This is a genomic window from Alterinioella nitratireducens (assembly GCF_013155465.1).
Taxonomy (GTDB): Bacteria; Pseudomonadota; Alphaproteobacteria; order Rhodobacterales; family Rhodobacteraceae; genus Alterinioella; species Alterinioella nitratireducens.
This window is the reverse complement of sequence record NZ_JABJVX010000001.1, coordinates 305,604-323,238: the sequence shown is the minus strand read 5'-3', so window position 1 is coordinate 323,238 and position 17,635 is coordinate 305,604. Positions and strand designations below refer to the sequence as shown.

Sequence of the window (17,635 nt, the reverse complement as noted above, 5' to 3'; positions counted from 1 at the left end):
CGTGTTCGGAATGACCCTGCCCCTTCTCGCGGCCTGCGGCGGCCCCGGCGGGTTCGATTTCGACTTTCGCGGCAATGGCGTGAGCCCCGGCATCCAGTCCACCGAAACCGCAGCGCGGCCGGAGCCCGATCAATTCGGCCTCATCACCTATCCCAATTACCAGGTCGTGGTGGCCAATCGCGGCGACACGATCACCGGGATCGCCAACCGGATCGGCATGGATCCCGGCGAATTGGCGCGCTTCAACGGGCGCGAGCTTGGCGACCCGCTGCGCCAGGATGAGGTGCTGGCCCTGCCCCGCCGCGTGACGCCGCCGGGTGCGGACGCCGACACGGCCGACATCACCTCGATCGCCTCGGCAGCCATCGACCGGGCCGATGAGACGACCACGACCACGACCGACGCTGCGGGCAATACCGCGACCGTCACCGTGCAGGGCGGGTCCGAGCCCGTGCGCCACCGCGTCACGCGCGGCGAAACCGCCTATTCGATCTCGCGGCTCTATGGCGTCTCGGTGCGCGCGCTGGCCGATTGGAACGGGCTTGGCCCCGACCTGACGGTGCGCGACGGCCAATACCTGATCATCCCGCTGGTCCTGTCCGAAGGGGAAAGCGACCCCGATGGCCGCGCGCCCGGGGCCTCGGTCACGCCGATCCCGCCCTCCTCGTCCGAGCCTCTGCCCGAAACCATCGAGACCGCCGAATTGCCCGAAACCCCCGACCTTGAGGCGCCCACGCCCGACCCGGTCGAAGAGGTTGAGCCGCCCGCTTCGGAGGCGCAGATGCAGCGCCCGGTGCAGGGCGAGATCATTCGCGGATTCTCGGGCAGCAACGAGGGCATCAACATCGCCGCCGCCGCCGGCACGCCCGTTCTCGCCGCCGATGCCGGTGAGGTCGCGGCGATCACGCGGGACACCGACCAGGTTCCAATCCTCGTGCTGCGCCACCCCGGTAACCTGCTGACCGTCTACGCAAATATCGACAATATCCGCGTCTCGCGCGGCGACCGCGTCACGCGCGGGCAGACCATCGCCGATGTCGGCGCGGGCGATCCCGCCTTCCTGCATTTCGAGGTGCGCCAGGGTTTCGAGAGCGTCGATCCGACGCCCTATCTGCCCTAAATCCGGACGCCCCTCCGGCCCGCAAGATCGGTGAAATACTGCCACGCGACGCGGCCCGACCGCGCGCCGCGCGTGGCCTGCCATTCGATGGCCTCGGCGCGCAGCGTGTCCGCGTCGATCTCGACCCCGTAGGCATCGCAATAGCCCCGGATCATGGCAAGGTAATCGTTCTGTGAACAGGGATGGAACCCGAGCCAGAGGCCGAAACGATCCGAGAGCGACACCTTCTCCTCGACCGCTTCCGACGGGTTGATCGCCGAGCCGCGCTCATTCTCGATCATGTCGCGCGGCATCAGGTGGCGGCGGTTCGACGTGGCATAGAACAGCACATTCTCGGGCCGCCCCTCGACCCCGCCATCCAGAACCGCCTTGAGCGATTTGTAATGCTGGTCGTCATGGCTGAAACTGAGGTCGTCGCAGAAAAGCAGGATCTGCACCGGGGCTGCGCGCAGGATGCTCAGAAGCCGACCGATGGAGGGCAGATCCTCGCGCTGCACCTCGACCAGTTTCAGGGCCAGGAAATCCGCTTGAACATCGGCATGTATCGCCTTGATCAAAGATGATTTTCCCATCCCCCGTGCGCCCCAGAGGAGGGCATTGTTGGCAGGTAGGCCGCCCGCAAACTGACGGGTGTTCTGCGCCAGGATATCGCGGGCGCGGTTGATGCCAAGCAGCAGGGACAGATCGACCCGGTTGACCTCGGCCACCGGCTCCAGCCGATCGGGATCGGCGTGCCAGACAAAGGCGCTGGCGGCATTCCAGTCGGGCGGATCGGCGGCCGCGGGGCTGAGCCGCTCAAGTGCTGCGGCGATCCGGTCCAGCGCCTCGGCGCTCACGACGCGTCTTCCTCGTCCAGCAACCCCTCCTCGCGCAATTCGCGGTCGCGCTTGCGCTCCACCAGCCGGACAAGCTGGATCGAGATCTCGTAGAGGCCATAGACCACGACAAAAAGGATCAACTGTGTGATCACATCGGGCGGCGTCACCAGCGCGGCGAGCGTCAGAATGCCCACAACCGCGTATTTGCGCATGTTTCCAAGGCCCTCTGCGGAGACCAGCCCGGCCTTGCCCATCAGGGTCAGCAGCACGGGCAGTTGGAAACAGATGCCGAAGGCGAAGATGAATTTCAGCTCCAGGTCCAGCGATTCCTTGACCGAGCCAAGGAAAACCGTCTGCAACTCACTCTCCGAGCCGACCGCGCCCTCGACCCCGGTGCCCGCGATGAGATTGGTCAGCGCGGGAATCACGTCGGAAAAGCCGATGAAGAATCGCATTGCCAGCGGCGTCACCACGAAATGCGCGAAGGAAGCGCCAAGCAGGAACAGCAGCGGTGACGCGATCAGGAACGGCAAAAACGCATTTTTTTCCGTGCGATAGAGGCCAGGGGCCACGAAGCGCCACATCTGGTGCGCGATCACGGGGAAGGACAGGCCGAAGCCCACCACGACCGAGACGCGAATGAGCGTAAAGAATTTCTCCTGCGGTGCGGTGAAGATCAGCCGGGGATCCTCGCCGCGTTCGCGCAGGATGTCGGCGATGGGCTGGAACAGGAACTCCAGAATCGCTTCGGCCACGGTGAAGCAGGCCACCATCGCCACGACGAAGGCCAGGACCGACCGGATCAGCCGCGTGCGCAGCTCCGTCAGGTGCTCGATCAGCGGAGCGGCGCTGTCCTCGATCTCGTCCTTCTTCATGTCTCCGGGCGCTCCGCCTGGGTCTCGGGATCGTCGCCCTTGTCCGGAAGCGGGTTGCGCGCGGCCACCGAGGCGCGCGCGGCTTCGGCCCGTTCGCGGACAGCCTCGGCACGTTCCCGCACGGCCGCCGCACGTTCCTGGGCCAGCCGCTCGGTATCGGTGCGCGGCTCATCGCCCTCGCCCGGACCCCATTTGTCGATCGCGGAGCCCGCCTTCTTCAGCGCCGTCTGCCCCGCCTTGCGCGGGTTGGCGAGGTCACGGAAATCCTTGCCGAAATCCGCCGCCCCCTTGATATCGTTGGAAATATCGTCAAGGCCGGACTCGCTGGCCGCGGCATTCATCGTGGTCTGAAACTCGCGCGCCATGCCTTTGAGCCGCCCGGTCACCTGGCCGAGCGTGCGAAACATCTTGGGAAGGTCCTTCGGCCCCACGACGATCAACGCCACGACGCCGACAACCATCAGCTCCCACATGCCAATGTCAAACATGGGCGATCCTCACGATCCCGCAGCTCTCGCCGGTTCAGGCGTTTTCGCGGTCCCGTTCGGGGGTCACGTCGCGGGCGGTTTCGCCGACATCGTCATCGCTGGCATTCTCGATCTCGTCGGCCCCCTCGCGCACGCCGCGCTTGAAGGACGTGATGCCTTTGCCGACCTCGCCCATCAGACCGGCGATCTTGCCGCGCCCGAAAAGCACCAGCACGACGACCGCGATCAGCAGGATGCCCGGCAGGCCAATATTGTTGAGCATGTCTTGTCTCCTGTTTGCGGCGGGCGGTTTGGGACGCCGCCGCGACTGTCACCCCCCTGATGTATGGGCTCTGCGCCCCGGATCAAAGCCCAAATCGGTACGGCGGGGGCAGATTCCTGCGCAAAATCGCGTCATCGGCCCCTATTTGCGGAACACGAAGCAGCGTTCGCGCCGCACGGTCAGCCATAGCGCCATTCCCGGCTTGGGCAAAAAGACCGCCGGAACCGTGGCCTTGAGGATCTGGTTGTTGAAGTCCATGCGGAACTCGACCAGGCTTTCATGGCCCATGAAGCGCGCCCGTTCCACGACGCCGCGCGCGGGCACGCCGTCATGCGGGGTGGGGTTGGGGCCGCGGCCGCCGCGGTCGAAGTCGATCTTGACGTGCTGCGGGCGGAACACGATCTCGACCCTGGTGCCGTCCGCGTAGCCGGGGGCGAGAAACTGGCCGAAGGCGGTGTCGGTCAGCGCACCCTGCACGTTGCCTGTGATCACATTGATATCCGAGAAGAAGGCGGCCGCGTCCTTGTCGCAGGGCGCGTTGTAGATGTTGTAGGGCGCGCCCTGCTGCACGATCCGCCCGCCCCGCATCAGCGCGATGGTATCGGCCATGCGCATCGCCTCCTCGGGTTCATGCGTGACGAGGACAACAGCGGTCCCCTCCTCGCGCAGAAGGTCCAGGGTTTCGTCGCGGATACCGTCACGAAGCCGGTTGTCGAGGCCGGAAAACGGCTCATCCATCAGCATCACGGCGGGTTTCGGGGCCAGCGCGCGGGCCAGCGCCACGCGTTGCTGTTCACCGCCCGACAGCATGTGGGGGGCCTTGTCGGCATAGCCTTGCAGATCGACGCGGGCCAGTAGCTCCTCGACACGGGCCGCCTTTTCGCGACGCGTGCCGGACAGGCCGAAGGAGATGTTCCGCGCCACGCTGAGATGCGGAAAAAGCGCGAAATCCTGGAAGATCAGCCCGACACTGCGCGCCTCTGGCGGCAGGTGCAGCGCGCCATCCGCCAGCGTCTGCCCGTCGATGCGCAGCTTGCCCTGGCTCTGCCGTTCGATCCCGGCGATGACGCGCAAGGTTGTGGTCTTGCCGCAGCCCGACGGCCCCAGAAGGCACATGACCTGCCCCGCTGCGACATCCAGCGAGACGTCATGCAGCACCCTGCGCCCGTCGAAGTCACAGGTGATATGGTCGACTTCCAGGCGGGCGGCAGGCAGCACGGCGATGGGATTTCCGATCAATTACATCGGGTTTTGCAGCTACCAGCGACCGGCGGCTGATTCAAGCCGTGCCATGCCGGTCGGGACGGAAGACGCCGCTTCAACCAGTTTTCCAAGATGCAGAGATATCACACTTGAATCCCATGTCTTTCCTGTTTCATCCACAGACTTGTCCACATGGGTGCCATCCGGCAGGGTATGAAAATCACGCCGCGATCCGCGAGATATTGGCCAGTTCACCGCAGGTCGGCGGATTCGGCCCGACTTGCCGGGAGCCAGCGAGAAGAATCTTCGGTGTTCTGACGATTTGATCACAAATTTTTATTCTGCGAACGATGATTTTCCGACATCCTGCCGAAAACCCGCAAGATTATCGTATATATGGAATCTTATACGACGAATCTGAAACTGACTCCCCTGTCTATGTTGTGTATTTGGAATCTGCGCCCCTCGGGTTTTGATGCAAAATGTCGTGTTATGTGCCGAAACTTCAGTGATGACACGTCTTTTGATCGAAACTCGATTCAACCGCCCAAACCCCCAGACCGACGCTATCCCATCGCCCGTCTCAACCTCGCGCCTTGCGTCCCGAACATATGACAATCGGCACGGCACAGCCCCGGCACCCTATCCAAGGTGTCGCGGATTTTCCTTAAAATTCAGTGAACTGCGGCGGATCACATGGCGAGGCCCGGAAAGCCTCAGGTTTTGCCCTGTCTCCGAAGCCCGAAATGGCCACGAAATCCGCCGAAATCGCGGCTCAGCGGGACGAGAGAGCGCGCTTGCCCCCTCCCGATCCCGCCTTTGCGCTTACAAGGTGGCGTTCAGCGCGCCGCCATCGAGCAGGATGTTCTGCCCGATCATGTAGCCCGCATGTTGCGAACACATGAACGCGCAGGTGGCGCCGAATTCTTCCGCCGTGCCATAGCGGCGCGCGGGAATGCCCGAGGCGCGCCTGTCCCTGGCCTCCTCCAGCGAGATGCCCTGCGCCTTCGCCACGCCGGAATCCAGCGAATCCGCCCGGTCCGTGGCATGGATGCCGGGCAGCAGATTGTTGATCACAACGCCCTTCTCGGCCACCTGGCGCGCGGTTCCGGCGACATAGCCGGTCAGCCCGGCGCGGGCGGAATTGGACAGGCCCAGGACCGCGATGGGCGATTTCACCGATTGCGAGGTGATGTTGACCACGCGGCCCCATCCCCGGTCGATCATGCCGGGCATCAGCGCCTTCATCAGCGCGATCGGCGTCAGCATGTTGGCGTCGATCGCCTTGATGAAATCCTCACGCTCCCAGTCGGTCCACATGCCCGGCGGTGGGCCGCCCGCATTGGTGACCAGGATATCGACATCGCCCGCGGCGGCCAGAACCTCGGCCCGGCCCGCCTCGCTGGTGATGTCGGCGGCAACGGCGGTGACCTCGACGCCATGGGCCTTGCGGATCGCCGCGGCCGTTTCCTCCAGCGCGTCCGCCCCGCGCGCGTTCAGCACCAGGTTGACGCCCGCGCCCGCAAGCGCCTCGGCGCAGCCGCGTCCCAAACCCTTGGAGGACGCGCAGACCAACGCGCGTTTTCCTGCAATTCCCAGATCCATCGAAGCTCTCCCAGATTGTTGTCGGTGTTGGCGCAGGCTTAGCATCGCCCGCACGCGCGCACCAGCACCTGCCGCTTGACGGGTCCGCGCGCGCCTCCTAGGCAGGTGAAAAAGCCCCCGAGCCCCAGGACCAGTGACATGCCCCGCCGCACCGCGCAGTTCAGCTTTCCGACCTATCCCGCGCAGGCCCTGACCGTGTCCTGGGGCGCGAATGAGAAGGATCCGATGGGGGGGCTGGCCGATGTCGTGCCGGGCGACCTCTACCGGCTGCACCGCGACGCCCTGCCCGCTGCCCTGGCGATCTGGGACGGCCCCGAGGGGCAGGAGGTGGCCGATGGCAGCGAGGTGGGCCGCCCCGGCGACCGCGTGACGCTGGAGGTCTGCCACAGCGTGATGGCCCCTGACGGCACGCTGATCGACCTGCTTGTCCTCGGCGTCTCGGGCGAGGAGGCCACCACCCGCCATGTGTTGCCGCTGGCCTCGCTGGAGCCGCGCGGCGAATATGAACTGGTCGCCTCGGAAACCGAGAGCGCGCCCGCAAGGCTGGCCGATATCGCCTGTGTCAGCTTCATCTCGGGCACCCATCTGACGCTGGCGGGCGGCGCGCAGAAACCGGTCGAGGAGCTGGCCGAGGGCGACCGACTGCTGACCCGCGACCACGGCCCCCAACCCATCCGCTGGATCGGCCAGCAGGTGCAGCGCGCGACCGGCGCGCTGGCCCCCGTGCGCATCCGCGAAGGCACCCTGAACGTCGCCCGCGACCTGCGCCTTTCCCCGCATCATCGCCTCTTCATCTGGCAGCGCCGGGATGAGCTTGGCACCGGCCGCGCCGAGGTTCTGGTCAAGGCCGCGCATCTGGTCAATGGCGATACCATCACCCGCGAGGAAGGCGGCTTCATCGAGACCTACCAGATCCTCTTTGACAGCCACGAGATCATCTATGCCGAGGGCGTCGCGGTCGAAAGCCTGCTGGTCACGCCCCAGACCCGCGCCGCCCTGCCCGAGGACGTGGCCCCCGGCGACAATGCCTCGGACCGGATGAACGCCGCCGAGATCGAGGTGCAGGAAACCGCGCTGGAGGGCGGGGAAGACCCCGCCACCCGCCTGACCCGCGCCAGCCAGGGCAAGGCGCGCGACTGACGGCCATATCGTCGCGGCGGCGCCTCACGCTCTTGTGAGAATGGGTCCGGCGCCCCATCTGACCTGCAAAGCGCCCCTTTTCAGGAGTATCCGTCCATGAGCCTTTCGTACCTTGTCGCCACCGACATGTCCGCCCGCAGCGACCGCGCCCTGCGTCGGGCGGTGCAGCTGGCCGACGCCACCGGGGCCATGCTCAGCGTGCTGCATGTCGTCGATGACGCCACGCCCGATACGATCGCGGTCGAGTTGAAGGCCGCCTGCGAAGGCGACCTGCGCCGGATGCTGGAGGCTGCGCCCGAGGCGGTCAGGACGACGGTCAAGGTCGTCATCGGCGACCCCACCGCCACCGTGATCGACCTGGTGCGCGAGATGGGGCCCGACCTGCTGATCATGGGCACGCATCGCGAGCGACGCTTTCTGGACAGCATCCGCGAGACCACGGCGCAGCGCATCGTGCGGCTGACCGATTGCCCGGTTCTGGTCGCGGTCGATCCGACCGAAGCGCCCTACGACCATATCCTTGGCGCGACCGATTTCTCGCCCGCCGCCGCCGCCGCGATCAAGCTGGCGCATGAGCTGGCCCCCGCCGCGCGTCTGACGCCGGTGCATTCGATCCATGTTCCCTACCAGGGCATCCTGACCCAGGCCGGCGGCACCGACGATATCGAGGCCAGTTTCCGCAAGGCGGCGCGTGAAAGCGATGCGCGCTGGCGCGGGGAATATCCGCTGCCCGCCGCCGCCGCGCCGACCGTGATCCGCACCGGCAGCACGCTGGACGTGCTGTCGAACGAGGCCGCCCGCGGGGCCACCACGCTGATCAGCGCGGGCGCGCATGGCCAGGTCGGACAGCACCGAGCGCTGTTGGGCAGCGTCGCGACCTCGCTGATGCGGGTGCCGCCCTGCGACGTGCTAATCGCGCGGCCCTGAGGCCGGGCGTCAGGCGCTGAGCGGGACCGTTTCCATGGCGATCCCCAACCGCGCGCGGATCGCCTCGGGCAGCAGGCGCGCGGTCGAGATGCGGGGGGCGGGCATCTCCGGGATCAGCCGCTCGCAGCCGTAGAGGTCGAGATATTCCGCGTGGTTGTCGAAGGCGGCACGTCCGACATAGTCGATGAAGGTTTCCGCAGGCGCGCCATTGGCGAGGATCACCGCGTAGTTCTCGGTCTTGACACGGTAGACCGTCATTTGGTCGAAATCTCGACTGCACCACAGGCTGTCGCACTGGGAAAGGAAGGCGTTTCCGCCTCCCGTGTCTTGCAAGACCCCCTTTACAAACGCCCTCTGGAAACAGCGATTTTCGTCACGACCACCCGAGATCGCGCGACACCGATTGCCCCCGCCTGCCGCTTCACCTATACGCGCCTCCATGCTGGATCATGCCTCAAACCGCCCCTCCCTTCCGCCCGAGATCGCCCGTCGGCGGACCTTTGCCATCATCAGCCATCCTGATGCGGGCAAGACCACGCTGACCGAGAAATTCCTGCTCTTCGGGGGCGCGATCCAGATGGCGGGACAGGTACGCGCCAAGGGCGAGGCGCGGCGCACGCGGTCGGACTTCATGCAGATGGAGAAGGACCGGGGCATTTCCGTCTCCGCCTCGGCCATGTCGTTCGAATACGGCAAGTATCGCTTCAACCTGGTCGACACCCCCGGCCACTCGGATTTCTCCGAGGACACCTACCGGACCCTCACCGCCGTCGATGCCGCCGTGATGGTGATCGACGGGGCCAAGGGCGTCGAAAGCCAGACGCAGAAGCTGTTCGAGGTTTGCCGGATGCGCGACCTGCCGATCCTGACCTTCTGCAACAAGATGGACCGCGAAAGCCGCGACACCTTCGATATCATCGACGAGATCCAGGAGAACCTGGCCATCGACGTGACGCCCGCAAGCTGGCCCATCGGGATGGGGCGCGAGTTCCTGGGCTGCTACGACCTGATCAATGACCGGCTGGAACTGATGGACCGCGCCGACCGCAACGTGGTCGCCGAAAGCGTCAAGATCGAGGGGCTGGACGACCCCGCGCTGGCCGATCACATCCCCGCCGATTTGCTGGAGAAGCTGCGCGAGGAGGTCGAGATGGCGCGCGAGTTGCTGCCCCGCTTCGACCGGCAGTCCATGGCCGAGGGCACGCTGACCCCGATCTGGTTCGGCTCGGCCATCAACAGTTTCGGCGTCAAGGAATTGATGGAAGGCATCGCGGGTTACGGCCCTGAGCCGCAGGTGCAGACCGCGACCCCGCGCGAGGTCGCGCCCGAGGAGGGCAAGGTCACCGGCTTCGTCTTCAAGGTGCAGGCCAACATGGACCCCAAGCACCGCGACCGGGTGGCCTTCGTGCGTCTCGCCTCGGGCCATTTCAAGCGCGGCATGAAGCTGACCCATGTGCGCACGAAGAAGCCGATGGCGATCAGCAATCCGGTGCTGTTCCTGGCCAGCGACCGCGAGCTGGCCGAGGAAGCCTGGGCCGGCGACATCATGGGCATCCCGAACCATGGACAATTGCGCATCGGTGACGCGCTGACCGAAGGCGAGGCGCTGCGCTTTACCGGCATCCCCTCCTTCGCCCCGGAACTGCTGCAAACCTGCCGCGCGGGCGATCCGCTCAAGGCCAAGCACCTGGAAAAGGCGCTGATGCAGTTTGCCGAGGAGGGCGCCGCCAAGATCTTCAAGCCGAGTTTCGGCTCGGGCTTCATCGTCGGCGTCGTCGGCGCGCTGCAATTCGAGGTCCTGGCAAGCCGGATCGAGCTGGAATACGGCCTGCCCGTGCGCTTCGAGGCGTCGCAATTCACCTCGGCCCGGTGGGTGACGGGCGACAAGGCCGCAGTCGACAAGTTCATCAACGCCAACAAGCAGCACATGGCGATCGACAACGATGGCGACCAGGTCTTCCTGACCCGGATGCAGTGGGATATCGACCGCGTTGTGCGCGACTACCCCGATGTGACGCTCTCGGCGACCAAGGAAATGATGGTGTAAGGGGCGGGCGCTGCCTCTCTCTCCAGGTTGCCTTAACCCGATCTTAACCCCGATAGGTCCAGGTTCGCGGCGATGCTGCGTGCGCTTGCCCTTTGCCTGATCCTCTCCGCCTGTGCGGCCGAACGCGCCCCCGTGTCGCCCGATACGGGCCTGTCGGGCTCGGTGACGCGGCAGGTGGTGATCTCGGATCACCCGCATCACGTGCTTCTGGGCCATGTCCTGATCGCCACGGACGGGGTTGAGACCACCCGCGCGCTGGTCATCCAGCAACGCCGCGACGGGGTGCATCGGGTCCGCATGTGGCAGGCCTGGCAGGACGGGCGCGCACTGCCCTTCCGCCGCCTTCCCAGCCGCGCGGGCTGCACCCACGGCACTTGCCGCGACAACGCGGTCGGGTTCATCGCGCTTGGGCCGATGATGCTGGAACACGCCGCGCGCAACGGGTTTTCCGCCACCCTGATCGGGCGTGAAGGGGCCATTCCCATCCAAGCGCCCGCCGCACTTTTTGCCGAGGCCCTTGCGCCGCCATGACCCGCTGCCTCTTGCGCGACCTGATGGGGGATCCACGCAGCGTCTTTGCCCGGCTCTCGCGGATGCGCGCCCGCAGCAACACAGGCTAAGGCCCCGCGAAAACAGCCATTTGACGATCATGCCCGCATAGTCTATTGCGGGGCGCAGCGTCCCGATCTGCGGAGACGCTCAGCCCGCGGGGCGCGACAGGATACCATGCGCTCCAATCACCCAATTTCTCCGGGCACCGATGCCCGCCTGACTGGACGCATATGACCAAATTTTCCGATCTCAACCTTAATCCCAAGGTTCTGAAAGCCGTTGTCGACGCCGGTTATACCGAGCCGACGCCGATCCAGGCCGGCGCCATCCCGCCCGCGCTGGAAGGCCGCGACGTTCTGGGGATCGCCCAGACCGGCACCGGCAAGACCGCCAGCTTCACCCTGCCGATGATCACCGTGCTGGCCCGTGGCCGCGCCCGCGCCCGGATGCCGCGCAGCCTGGTGCTGTGCCCGACCCGCGAACTGGCCGCCCAGGTGGCGGAAAACTTCGACACCTATTCCAAGCATGTGAACCTGACCAAGGCGCTGCTGATCGGCGGCGTCAGCTTCAAGGAACAGGACAAGCTGATCGACAAGGGCGTCGACGTTCTGATCGCGACGCCGGGCCGACTGCTTGATCATTTCGAGCGCGGCAAGCTGATCCTTTCCGACGTCAAGGTCATGGTGGTCGATGAGGCCGACCGGATGCTGGACATGGGCTTCATCCCCGATATCGAGCGCATCTTCGGCCTGACGCCGTTCACCCGGCAGACGCTCTTTTTCTCGGCCACCATGGCCCCCGAGATCGAGCGCATCACCAACATGTTCCTCTCGAACCCCGAGCGGATCGAGGTGGCGCGCCAGGCCACGGCCTCGGACACGATCCTGCAAGGGCTGGTGGAATTCCAGCCCACCCGCCGCGACCAGACCGCCAAGCAGAAACGCGAGATGCTGCGCGCGGTGATCACGGGCGAAGGCGAGAAACTGACCAACGCGATCATCTTCTGCAACCGCAAGGTGGATGTGGATGTGGTGGCGAAGTCGCTCAAGAAACACGGGCTGAACGCCGAGCCGATCCATGGCGATCTGGACCAGTCGCACCGCACGCGGACGCTGGACGGCTTCCGCGACGGTTCGATCAAGTTCCTGGTGGCCTCGGATGTGGCGGCGCGCGGGCTGGATATCCCCAATGTCAGCCACGTGCTGAATTACGACGTGCCGAGCCATGCCGAGGATTACGTCCACCGCATCGGGCGCACGGGTCGCGCCGGTCGCAAGGGCACGACAATCATGCTGGCGGTGCCCTCGGATGGCAAATACCTCTCGGCAATCGAGGATCTGATCGGCCAGCCGGTTCCGCGTATCGAGGCCCCCTGGTCTCCCGGCGGCAGCAGCACGTCCCCGGCCAAGCCCGAGCAGGACGAGGAAAAACCCGCCCGCAAATCGCGCAGCCGCTCGCGGTCCAAGCCGAAGGAGCCTGAGGCCGAGGAGACACCCGCCGAGGCGAAGACCCCGGAACAGCCCGCGGAGAAGCCGAAAGAGGCCCCGCGCAGGTCGTCGCGCGGCAGCAGCCGTGGTGGCGGTGGCAGTGGCTCCAGGGGTCAGGTTGTCGGCCTTGGCGATCACCTGCCCGATTTCATCGCGCTCAGCTTCGATGAGCGGCGCGGGCGGCCCGTGACACCGGATACCGATGAGGACGAAACGGTCGAGATCGACGTCGAGGAAACCCCGGAGACAGCGGCAGAGGAAAAGCCCAAGCCGAAGCGGAAATCCCGTGCGAAGAAGCCGAAAGAGACCCCCGAGGCGGAAGCGCCTGCCGAGGAGCCGTCCGAGGCAGAAAACGACAACGAAAGCGCGGCCTGACGGGGGTGAGGGCCTTCGAAGGCCCTCAGGAGGCTTTTCGAAAAGCCTCCCCCCGCCGCGACCGCATCAATCCGCCATCAGCCGTGACGTGATCACCGTGACCTCGGGCTTGCGCCCGATCTCGGCCACGCAGACCTGCCGGACGGCGCGTTTCACCGCGTCTTCCAGCTTGTCGTCATCCATCACCGTCTTGTCGTCGAGGCGCGGCAACAGCCCTTCCAGGTTGTCCTCCAGCGCCTCTTGCAGCGATGCGCCCTTGCCGATGGTCTCGGGCAAACCGCGCGTCTCGACCCAGGCGCCTTCCAGCAATGTGTCATCCTCGTCGACGATCAGCGCCACGACCACCAGCCCGTTCAGCGCCAGTTTCATGCGGTCGCGCACGACGCCGTCAAAGGCCCCAATGAGGCGTGAGCCATCCAGGTAGGTGCGGCTGACCTCGACATGTTCGACCACGCCCGGCGCATTGCCGGACAGCTGCACCAGCGACCCGTTCGGGGCCAGGATCGACGACACGCCACCGCCCTCACCCACCCGGCAATGTTCGCGCAAATGGCGGTGTTCGCCATGGTTGGGGATCAGGATCTGCGGCTTCACCAGCGCGTGCATCTTCTGCAGGTCGGGCCGGTTGGCATGGCCCGAGACGTGGTAGAAGCCGCTTTGCTCATCCACGATCTCGACCCCCAGTTCGGACATCGCGTTCTGGATGCGGGCGACGCCGATCTCGTTGCCCGGAATGGTCTTGGAGGAAAAGAGGAACATGTCCCCTTCCTTGAGCTGATGGCCGAGGTATTTGCCACGGCTGAGCTGCGCCGAGGCCGCGCGGCGTTCGCCCTGGCTGCCGGTCACGATCAGCATGAGGTTCTCGCGCGGGATCTGGGTTGCGTCCTCGGGGCTGATGGTGGCGGGGAAATCCTTGAGCACGCCGGTTTCCACCCCCGCCGTCACCATGCGTTTCATCGCCCGGCCCATCAGCACGATGGTGCGCCCCGCCGCCTTGCCGGCCTCGGCCAGCGTCTTCAGCCGCGCGATGTTCGAGGCGAAGGTGGTCGCAACGACCATGCCCCTTGCACCTGCCACAAGCTCGGTGATGGGCTTTGGCAGCTCGCTTTCGCTGCGGCCCTCATGGCGGGAAAACACGTTGGTCGAATCGCAGATCAGGGCGCGGACGCCCGCCTTGCCGATCTCCTCCCACATCGCCTCATCGAAGGGTTCGCCGACGCGCGGGTCATGGTCGATCTTGAAATCGCCCGAATGCACGATGCGGCCGCCGGGGCTGTCGATGACCAGTGCGGACGCCTCGGGGATGGAATGCGAGGTCGGCGCGAAACCCACGGTGAAGGGGCCCGCTGTGACCGTCTCGGGCCAGACCGGGGCCTCGACCACCACATCGGGGTCGGCCCCTGTCTCCTCCAGCTTGCGGCGCGCGTGATAGGCGGTGAAGGGCCGCGCGAAGACGGGCGCCTTGAGGTGCCGGTAGAGATGGCCGACCGCGCCGACATGATCCTCATGCGCGTGGGTGATGAAAATGCCGTCCAGCCGATCGCTGCGCTCCGCCAGCCAGGCGATGTCGGGCAGGATAAGGTCCACCCCCGGCGTGCCGTCCATGTCGGGAAAGCTCACGCCGATATCGACCAGGATAAACCGCTCCTTGCCTTCGGCGCCAAAGCCGTAGACATAGCAATTCATCCCGATCTCCCCCGCGCCGCCGAGGGGGAGGTAGATCAGCCGTTTGGATTTGCTCATATTGCCCCGTGTTCCTTGTTGTATTTGTAGATCACGGTCAGTCCGTGAATGGTCAGGTCGTCCTCGATCAGGTCAAATAGCACATCGCCCTGCGAGAACAACGGCGCAAGCCCCCCGGTGCCGATAATTCGCATCGGTCGGTCATATTCCCCCCGGATCCGGTCGCAGATACCGCGCACCAGGCCGATATAGCCCCAGAAGACACCTGATTGCATGCAGGCCACCGTGTTGGTGCCGATGACGGATTGCGGCTTGGTCACATCGACATGCGGCAGGGCGGCGGCGGCGCGGTGCAGCGCCTCCAGGCTGAGGTTCACGCCCGGCGCGATGACGCCGCCCACGTAAGCGCCGTCATGGGCCACCACGTCGAATGTGGTGGCGGTGCCGAAATCGACCACGATCAGGTCACCGCCATGCCGGTCATAGGCGGCGGCGGTGTTGACCAGCCGGTCGGGGCCCACCTGCGTGCCCTCATCGACGCGGGGGGGCGTCGGCAGCAGGCAGTCGGGCTTGCCCACCACCAGCGGGCGGCAGTCAAAGTAGCGGTCGCAGAGGACGCGCAGGTTGAATACCACGCGCGGCACGGTCGACGAGATGATGGCGTCGGTGATCACCACATCATGCAGCTTCCTGTGCTCCATCAGCGTCGAGAGCCAGACAAAATACTGATCCGCCGTGCGCTGATGTTCCGTGGTCGTGCGGAAGGTCGCCAGGAACTGGTCCCCGTCCCAGATCGAGAAGACGGTGTTGGTATTGCCGGTGTCGATGGCCAGAAGCATGTCGCGGCCTCCCTGTCGTGGTCAGAAGAATATCTCGGCGGCGGGAATGATCCGCTGGCCCCCGGGGGTTGAGAGGACGAGGTTGCCCGCCTCGTCCACGGTCTCGAACCGACCCGTAATGGCCTCGCGGCCCGTGCGCGCGGTGATGGTCTCGCCCAACCGCGCGGCCCCTGCCAGCCAGGCGGTGCGGATCGGCGCGAAGCCGTAGGTGGTGAAGGCAGCCTCATGGCGGGCATAGGCGGGCGCGAGGAGGTCGAGGAAGTCCTCGGGCGTGACCTGCGCCCCTGTCTCGGAGAGGAGGCTCACGGGCGGCACCGCGCCGGGCTCCACCTCCCCCGTGCCGGGGGCCGTGGCGAGGTTGACGCCGATGCCGATGATCAGGTGATCAACGCGCGCGCCCGCTCCGATGCTCTGCAGCAGGATACCGGCCAGCTTGCCGCCATTCAGAAGCACGTCATTGGGCCATTTCAGCGCGAGCCCGTCCGCCCTGCCGGTCGCGTCCTGCAGCGCGTCGCGCAAGGCAAGTGCGGCGACAAAGCTGCGCAGCGCGACCACTTCGGGCGGCTCGGTCGGGCGCATCACCAGCGAGGCCATGAAATTGCCCGAAGGCGAGGCCCAGGCCCTGCCCCGGCGTCCGTGGCCCGCCGTCTGCGCATGCGCCAGCACCCACTCGGGTCCGGCCAGCGTCGGCGCTATGCGCGCGCCCTCGGCCATGGTGCTGTCAACGGTGGACAAGACCCGGCGGCCCACGCCCTGGGGCCAGCCGGTCATGGGTCAGTTCACCAGCGTCGCGGCCGCCGCCATCGCCAGGTCGTCGATCCCGAAGAGGTTGAAGACCCCGAGCAGCATGATCGCGGCGGCGGTCATCAGGCCCACCATCGCCAGCCGGTTGCCAGAGGGATCGAGCGGCTCCCGCTCTTCGCCGAAATACATGAAATAGACGATGCGGATGTAGTAGAACGCGCCGATCACCGAGGCGATGACACCCAGGATCGCAAGCCAGTTCAGCCCCGCATTCACGGCGGCGACCAGCACCGCGTATTTGCCGAAGAACCCCACCAGCGGCGGCACGCCCGCAAGGCTGAACATCAGCACCAGCAGCGCCAGCGCCTTCACCGGCTCACGCGAGGAGAGGCCGTTCAGCGCCGAGATATTGGTGACGTGACGGCCATCGCGGGTCATCGACAGGATGAAGGCGAAGGTGCCGATATTCATCGTGACGTAGATCGCCATGTAGATCAGCATCGCGCTGACGCCCTGTTCGTCGCCCGCCGCCAGCCCCATCAGGGCAAAGCCCATATGGGTGATCGAGCTATAGGCCATCAGCCGCTTGATGTCGGTCTGCCCGATCGCGGCGATGGCGCCCAGAAACATCGAGAACACCGCCAGAAGCGCGACGATCTGCTGCCAGTCGCCGACGACGCCGCCGAACGCGTCATGCGCCAGCCGCGCGAAAAGGCCCATCGCGGCCACTTTGGGCGCGGTGGCGAAGAAGGCGGTGACCGGCGTGGGCGAGCCCTCGTAGACATCCGGCGTCCACATGTGGAAGGGCGCGGCGGAGACCTTGAACGCCAGGCCCGCGATCATGAAGACAAGGCCGAAGACCAGGCCGAGCGACGCGCCGCCCTCTGCCGCCTCGAAGATGCCCGAGAAAAGCGTGGTGCCCGCGAAGCCGTAGGTCAGCGACGCGCCATAGAGCAGCAGCCCCGAGGAGAGCGCGCCGAGCACGAAATACTTGAGGCCGGCCTCGGTCGATCGCGCGGAATCGCGGCGCAGGGCAGCCACGACATAGAGCGAAAGGGATTGCAGCTCCAACCCCATGTAAAGCGTCATCAGGTCGCCCGCCGAGACCATGACCATCATGCCGACCGCCGCCAGCGTGATCAGCATCGGGTATTCGAACCGCATCAGGTCGTCGCGGACCATGAACTCCTGCCCCACCAAGAGGATCGCGGCCGCCGAGAGAAGGATCACCACCTTGGCGAAACGCGAAAAGCCGTCGTCGATGAACATGCCGCCAAAGGCCGATTGCGTCGGCCCGCCCGACAGGCCGATCATCGCCGCAACGCCCACGAAGACCGCGACGGTCAGCCAGACCAGCACCGGGGCCAGCCCGTCCTTGGAGGTATAGACCGCCGTGATCAGGCCAAGCATCGCGAAGACGGCGAGGATGATCTCGGGCAGCAGGATGGAGAGATCGGAGGCGAGCATCGA

17 protein-coding genes are annotated in these 17,635 nt (G+C 65.9%); 6 read left to right on the top strand and 11 right to left on the bottom strand.

All coding sequences use genetic code 11. The annotated features are described in order from the left end of the window. The first annotated feature begins 10 nt into the window (after positions 1 to 10). The gene (locus tag HNS34_RS01525) at positions 11 to 1,120 is read left to right on the top strand and encodes a LysM peptidoglycan-binding domain-containing M23 family metallopeptidase (RefSeq protein WP_235952578.1); all 1,110 of its coding nucleotides are present in this window, start codon (positions 11 to 13) and stop codon (positions 1,118 to 1,120) included. On the opposite strand, the gene HNS34_RS01520 is transcribed toward HNS34_RS01525, so the two are convergent. The 6 genes from HNS34_RS01520 to HNS34_RS01495 form a co-directional block, all read right to left on the bottom strand. Then, positions 1,117 to 1,956: an ATP-binding protein gene (locus tag HNS34_RS01520; protein WP_172317300.1), complete on the bottom strand. Its 840-nt coding sequence runs from the start codon at positions 1,954 to 1,956 to the stop codon at positions 1,117 to 1,119. The two genes, HNS34_RS01525 and HNS34_RS01520, sit on opposite strands and share 4 nt — an antisense overlap. Beyond that, positions 1,953 to 2,813 carry a twin-arginine translocase subunit TatC gene (gene tatC, locus HNS34_RS01515; protein WP_172317298.1) on the bottom strand — a complete coding sequence of 287 codons (861 nt, stop codon included), beginning with the start codon at positions 2,811 to 2,813 and terminating at the stop codon, positions 1,953 to 1,955. The genes HNS34_RS01520 and tatC overlap by 4 nt, the downstream gene beginning before the upstream one ends. Then, the gene (gene tatB / locus HNS34_RS01510) at positions 2,810 to 3,301 is read right to left on the bottom strand and encodes a Sec-independent protein translocase protein TatB (RefSeq protein WP_172317296.1); all 492 of its coding nucleotides are present in this window, start codon (positions 3,299 to 3,301) and stop codon (positions 2,810 to 2,812) included. The genes tatC and tatB overlap by 4 nt, the downstream gene beginning before the upstream one ends. Before the next feature lie 34 nt (positions 3,302 to 3,335). Next, positions 3,336 to 3,563 (bottom strand): twin-arginine translocase TatA/TatE family subunit, encoded by a 228-nt coding sequence (locus HNS34_RS01505; RefSeq protein ID WP_172317294.1) that lies wholly within the window; start codon positions 3,561 to 3,563, stop codon positions 3,336 to 3,338. A gap of 141 nt (positions 3,564 to 3,704) precedes the next feature. Continuing rightward, positions 3,705 to 4,799 (bottom strand): ABC transporter ATP-binding protein, encoded by a 1,095-nt coding sequence (locus tag HNS34_RS01500; RefSeq protein WP_407925847.1) that lies wholly within the window; start codon positions 4,797 to 4,799, stop codon positions 3,705 to 3,707. Positions 4,800 to 5,591: 792 nt separating this feature from the next. Continuing rightward, the gene (locus tag HNS34_RS01495; RefSeq protein ID WP_172317292.1) at positions 5,592 to 6,371 is read right to left on the bottom strand and encodes an SDR family oxidoreductase; all 780 of its coding nucleotides are present in this window, start codon (positions 6,369 to 6,371) and stop codon (positions 5,592 to 5,594) included. A 138-nt stretch (positions 6,372 to 6,509) separates the two neighbouring features. On the opposite strand from HNS34_RS01495, the gene HNS34_RS01490 reads away from it, so the two are divergent. Beyond that, positions 6,510 to 7,511: a Hint domain-containing protein gene (locus HNS34_RS01490; RefSeq protein ID WP_172317290.1), complete on the top strand. Its 1,002-nt coding sequence runs from the start codon at positions 6,510 to 6,512 to the stop codon at positions 7,509 to 7,511. Positions 7,512 to 7,607: 96 nt separating this feature from the next. Then, positions 7,608 to 8,438, top strand: a complete 831-nt coding sequence (locus HNS34_RS01485; protein WP_172317288.1) for a universal stress protein — start codon at positions 7,608 to 7,610, stop codon at positions 8,436 to 8,438. 9 nt (positions 8,439 to 8,447) lie between these two features. On the opposite strand, the gene HNS34_RS01480 is transcribed toward HNS34_RS01485, so the two are convergent. Beyond that, positions 8,448 to 8,696, bottom strand: a complete 249-nt coding sequence (locus HNS34_RS01480; protein ID WP_172317286.1) for a hypothetical protein — start codon at positions 8,694 to 8,696, stop codon at positions 8,448 to 8,450. A gap of 181 nt (positions 8,697 to 8,877) precedes the next feature. On the opposite strand from HNS34_RS01480, the gene HNS34_RS01475 reads away from it, so the two are divergent. From HNS34_RS01475 to HNS34_RS01465, 3 genes are all read left to right on the top strand, one after another. Next, on the top strand, positions 8,878 to 10,485 hold the full coding sequence (locus HNS34_RS01475) for a peptide chain release factor 3 (protein WP_172317284.1): 1,608 nt from the start codon (positions 8,878 to 8,880) through the stop codon (positions 10,483 to 10,485). A gap of 72 nt (positions 10,486 to 10,557) precedes the next feature. Then, positions 10,558 to 11,016, top strand: a complete 459-nt coding sequence (locus tag HNS34_RS01470; RefSeq protein ID WP_172317282.1) for a hypothetical protein — start codon at positions 10,558 to 10,560, stop codon at positions 11,014 to 11,016. A gap of 251 nt (positions 11,017 to 11,267) precedes the next feature. After that, positions 11,268 to 12,899: a DEAD/DEAH box helicase gene (locus HNS34_RS01465; RefSeq protein WP_172317280.1), complete on the top strand. Its 1,632-nt coding sequence runs from the start codon at positions 11,268 to 11,270 to the stop codon at positions 12,897 to 12,899. Between the two features lie 66 nt (positions 12,900 to 12,965). Here HNS34_RS01465 and HNS34_RS01460 read toward each other — a convergent pair whose 3' ends face one another. From HNS34_RS01460 to nuoN, 4 genes are read right to left on the bottom strand one after another with little or no spacing between them, the layout of a single operon-like run. Further along, entirely contained in the window at positions 12,966 to 14,642 is a 1,677-nt protein-coding gene (locus HNS34_RS01460) for a ribonuclease J (protein ID WP_172317278.1), read from the bottom strand. Beyond that, complete coding sequence (locus HNS34_RS01455) at positions 14,639 to 15,421, bottom strand: type III pantothenate kinase (RefSeq protein WP_172317276.1); 783 nt, start codon at positions 15,419 to 15,421, stop codon at positions 14,639 to 14,641. Before HNS34_RS01455 ends, HNS34_RS01460 begins: the two co-directional genes overlap by 4 nt. Positions 15,422 to 15,442: 21 nt before the next feature. Then, positions 15,443 to 16,192 carry a biotin--[acetyl-CoA-carboxylase] ligase gene (locus HNS34_RS01450; RefSeq protein ID WP_172317274.1) on the bottom strand — a complete coding sequence of 250 codons (750 nt, stop codon included), beginning with the start codon at positions 16,190 to 16,192 and terminating at the stop codon, positions 15,443 to 15,445. Between the two features lie 3 nt (positions 16,193 to 16,195). Continuing rightward, on the bottom strand, positions 16,196 to 17,632 hold the full coding sequence (gene nuoN, locus HNS34_RS01445) for an NADH-quinone oxidoreductase subunit NuoN (RefSeq protein ID WP_172317272.1): 1,437 nt from the start codon (positions 17,630 to 17,632) through the stop codon (positions 16,196 to 16,198). Between the last annotated feature and the right edge of the window lie 3 nt (positions 17,633 to 17,635).

What these genes read in the sequence shown, in the direction of transcription:
- HNS34_RS01460 (WP_172317278.1), bottom strand. Translation starts at nt 14,642, where the DNA reads ATGAGCAAATCCAAACGGCTGATCTACCTCCCCCTCGGCGGCGCGGGG.
- tatC (WP_172317298.1), bottom strand. Translation starts at nt 2,813, where the DNA reads ATGAAGAAGGACGAGATCGAGGACAGCGCCGCTCCGCTGATCGAGCAC.
- nuoN (WP_172317272.1), bottom strand. Translation starts at nt 17,632, where the DNA reads ATGCTCGCCTCCGATCTCTCCATCCTGCTGCCCGAGATCATCCTCGCC.
- HNS34_RS01450 (WP_172317274.1), bottom strand. Translation starts at nt 16,192, where the DNA reads ATGACCGGCTGGCCCCAGGGCGTGGGCCGCCGGGTCTTGTCCACCGTT.
- HNS34_RS01470 (WP_172317282.1), top strand. Translation starts at nt 10,558, where the DNA reads ATGCTGCGTGCGCTTGCCCTTTGCCTGATCCTCTCCGCCTGTGCGGCC.
- HNS34_RS01525 (WP_235952578.1), top strand. Translation starts at nt 11, where the DNA reads ATGACCCTGCCCCTTCTCGCGGCCTGCGGCGGCCCCGGCGGGTTCGAT.
- HNS34_RS01490 (WP_172317290.1), top strand. Translation starts at nt 6,510, where the DNA reads ATGCCCCGCCGCACCGCGCAGTTCAGCTTTCCGACCTATCCCGCGCAG.
- HNS34_RS01455 (WP_172317276.1), bottom strand. Translation starts at nt 15,421, where the DNA reads ATGCTTCTGGCCATCGACACCGGCAATACCAACACCGTCTTCTCGATC.
- HNS34_RS01505 (WP_172317294.1), bottom strand. Translation starts at nt 3,563, where the DNA reads ATGCTCAACAATATTGGCCTGCCGGGCATCCTGCTGATCGCGGTCGTC.
- tatB (WP_172317296.1), bottom strand. Translation starts at nt 3,301, where the DNA reads ATGTTTGACATTGGCATGTGGGAGCTGATGGTTGTCGGCGTCGTGGCG.
- HNS34_RS01495 (WP_172317292.1), bottom strand. Translation starts at nt 6,371, where the DNA reads ATGGATCTGGGAATTGCAGGAAAACGCGCGTTGGTCTGCGCGTCCTCC.
- HNS34_RS01480 (WP_172317286.1), bottom strand. Translation starts at nt 8,696, where the DNA reads ATGACGGTCTACCGTGTCAAGACCGAGAACTACGCGGTGATCCTCGCC.
- HNS34_RS01475 (WP_172317284.1), top strand. Translation starts at nt 8,878, where the DNA reads ATGCTGGATCATGCCTCAAACCGCCCCTCCCTTCCGCCCGAGATCGCC.
- HNS34_RS01485 (WP_172317288.1), top strand. Translation starts at nt 7,608, where the DNA reads ATGAGCCTTTCGTACCTTGTCGCCACCGACATGTCCGCCCGCAGCGAC.
- HNS34_RS01465 (WP_172317280.1), top strand. Translation starts at nt 11,268, where the DNA reads ATGACCAAATTTTCCGATCTCAACCTTAATCCCAAGGTTCTGAAAGCC.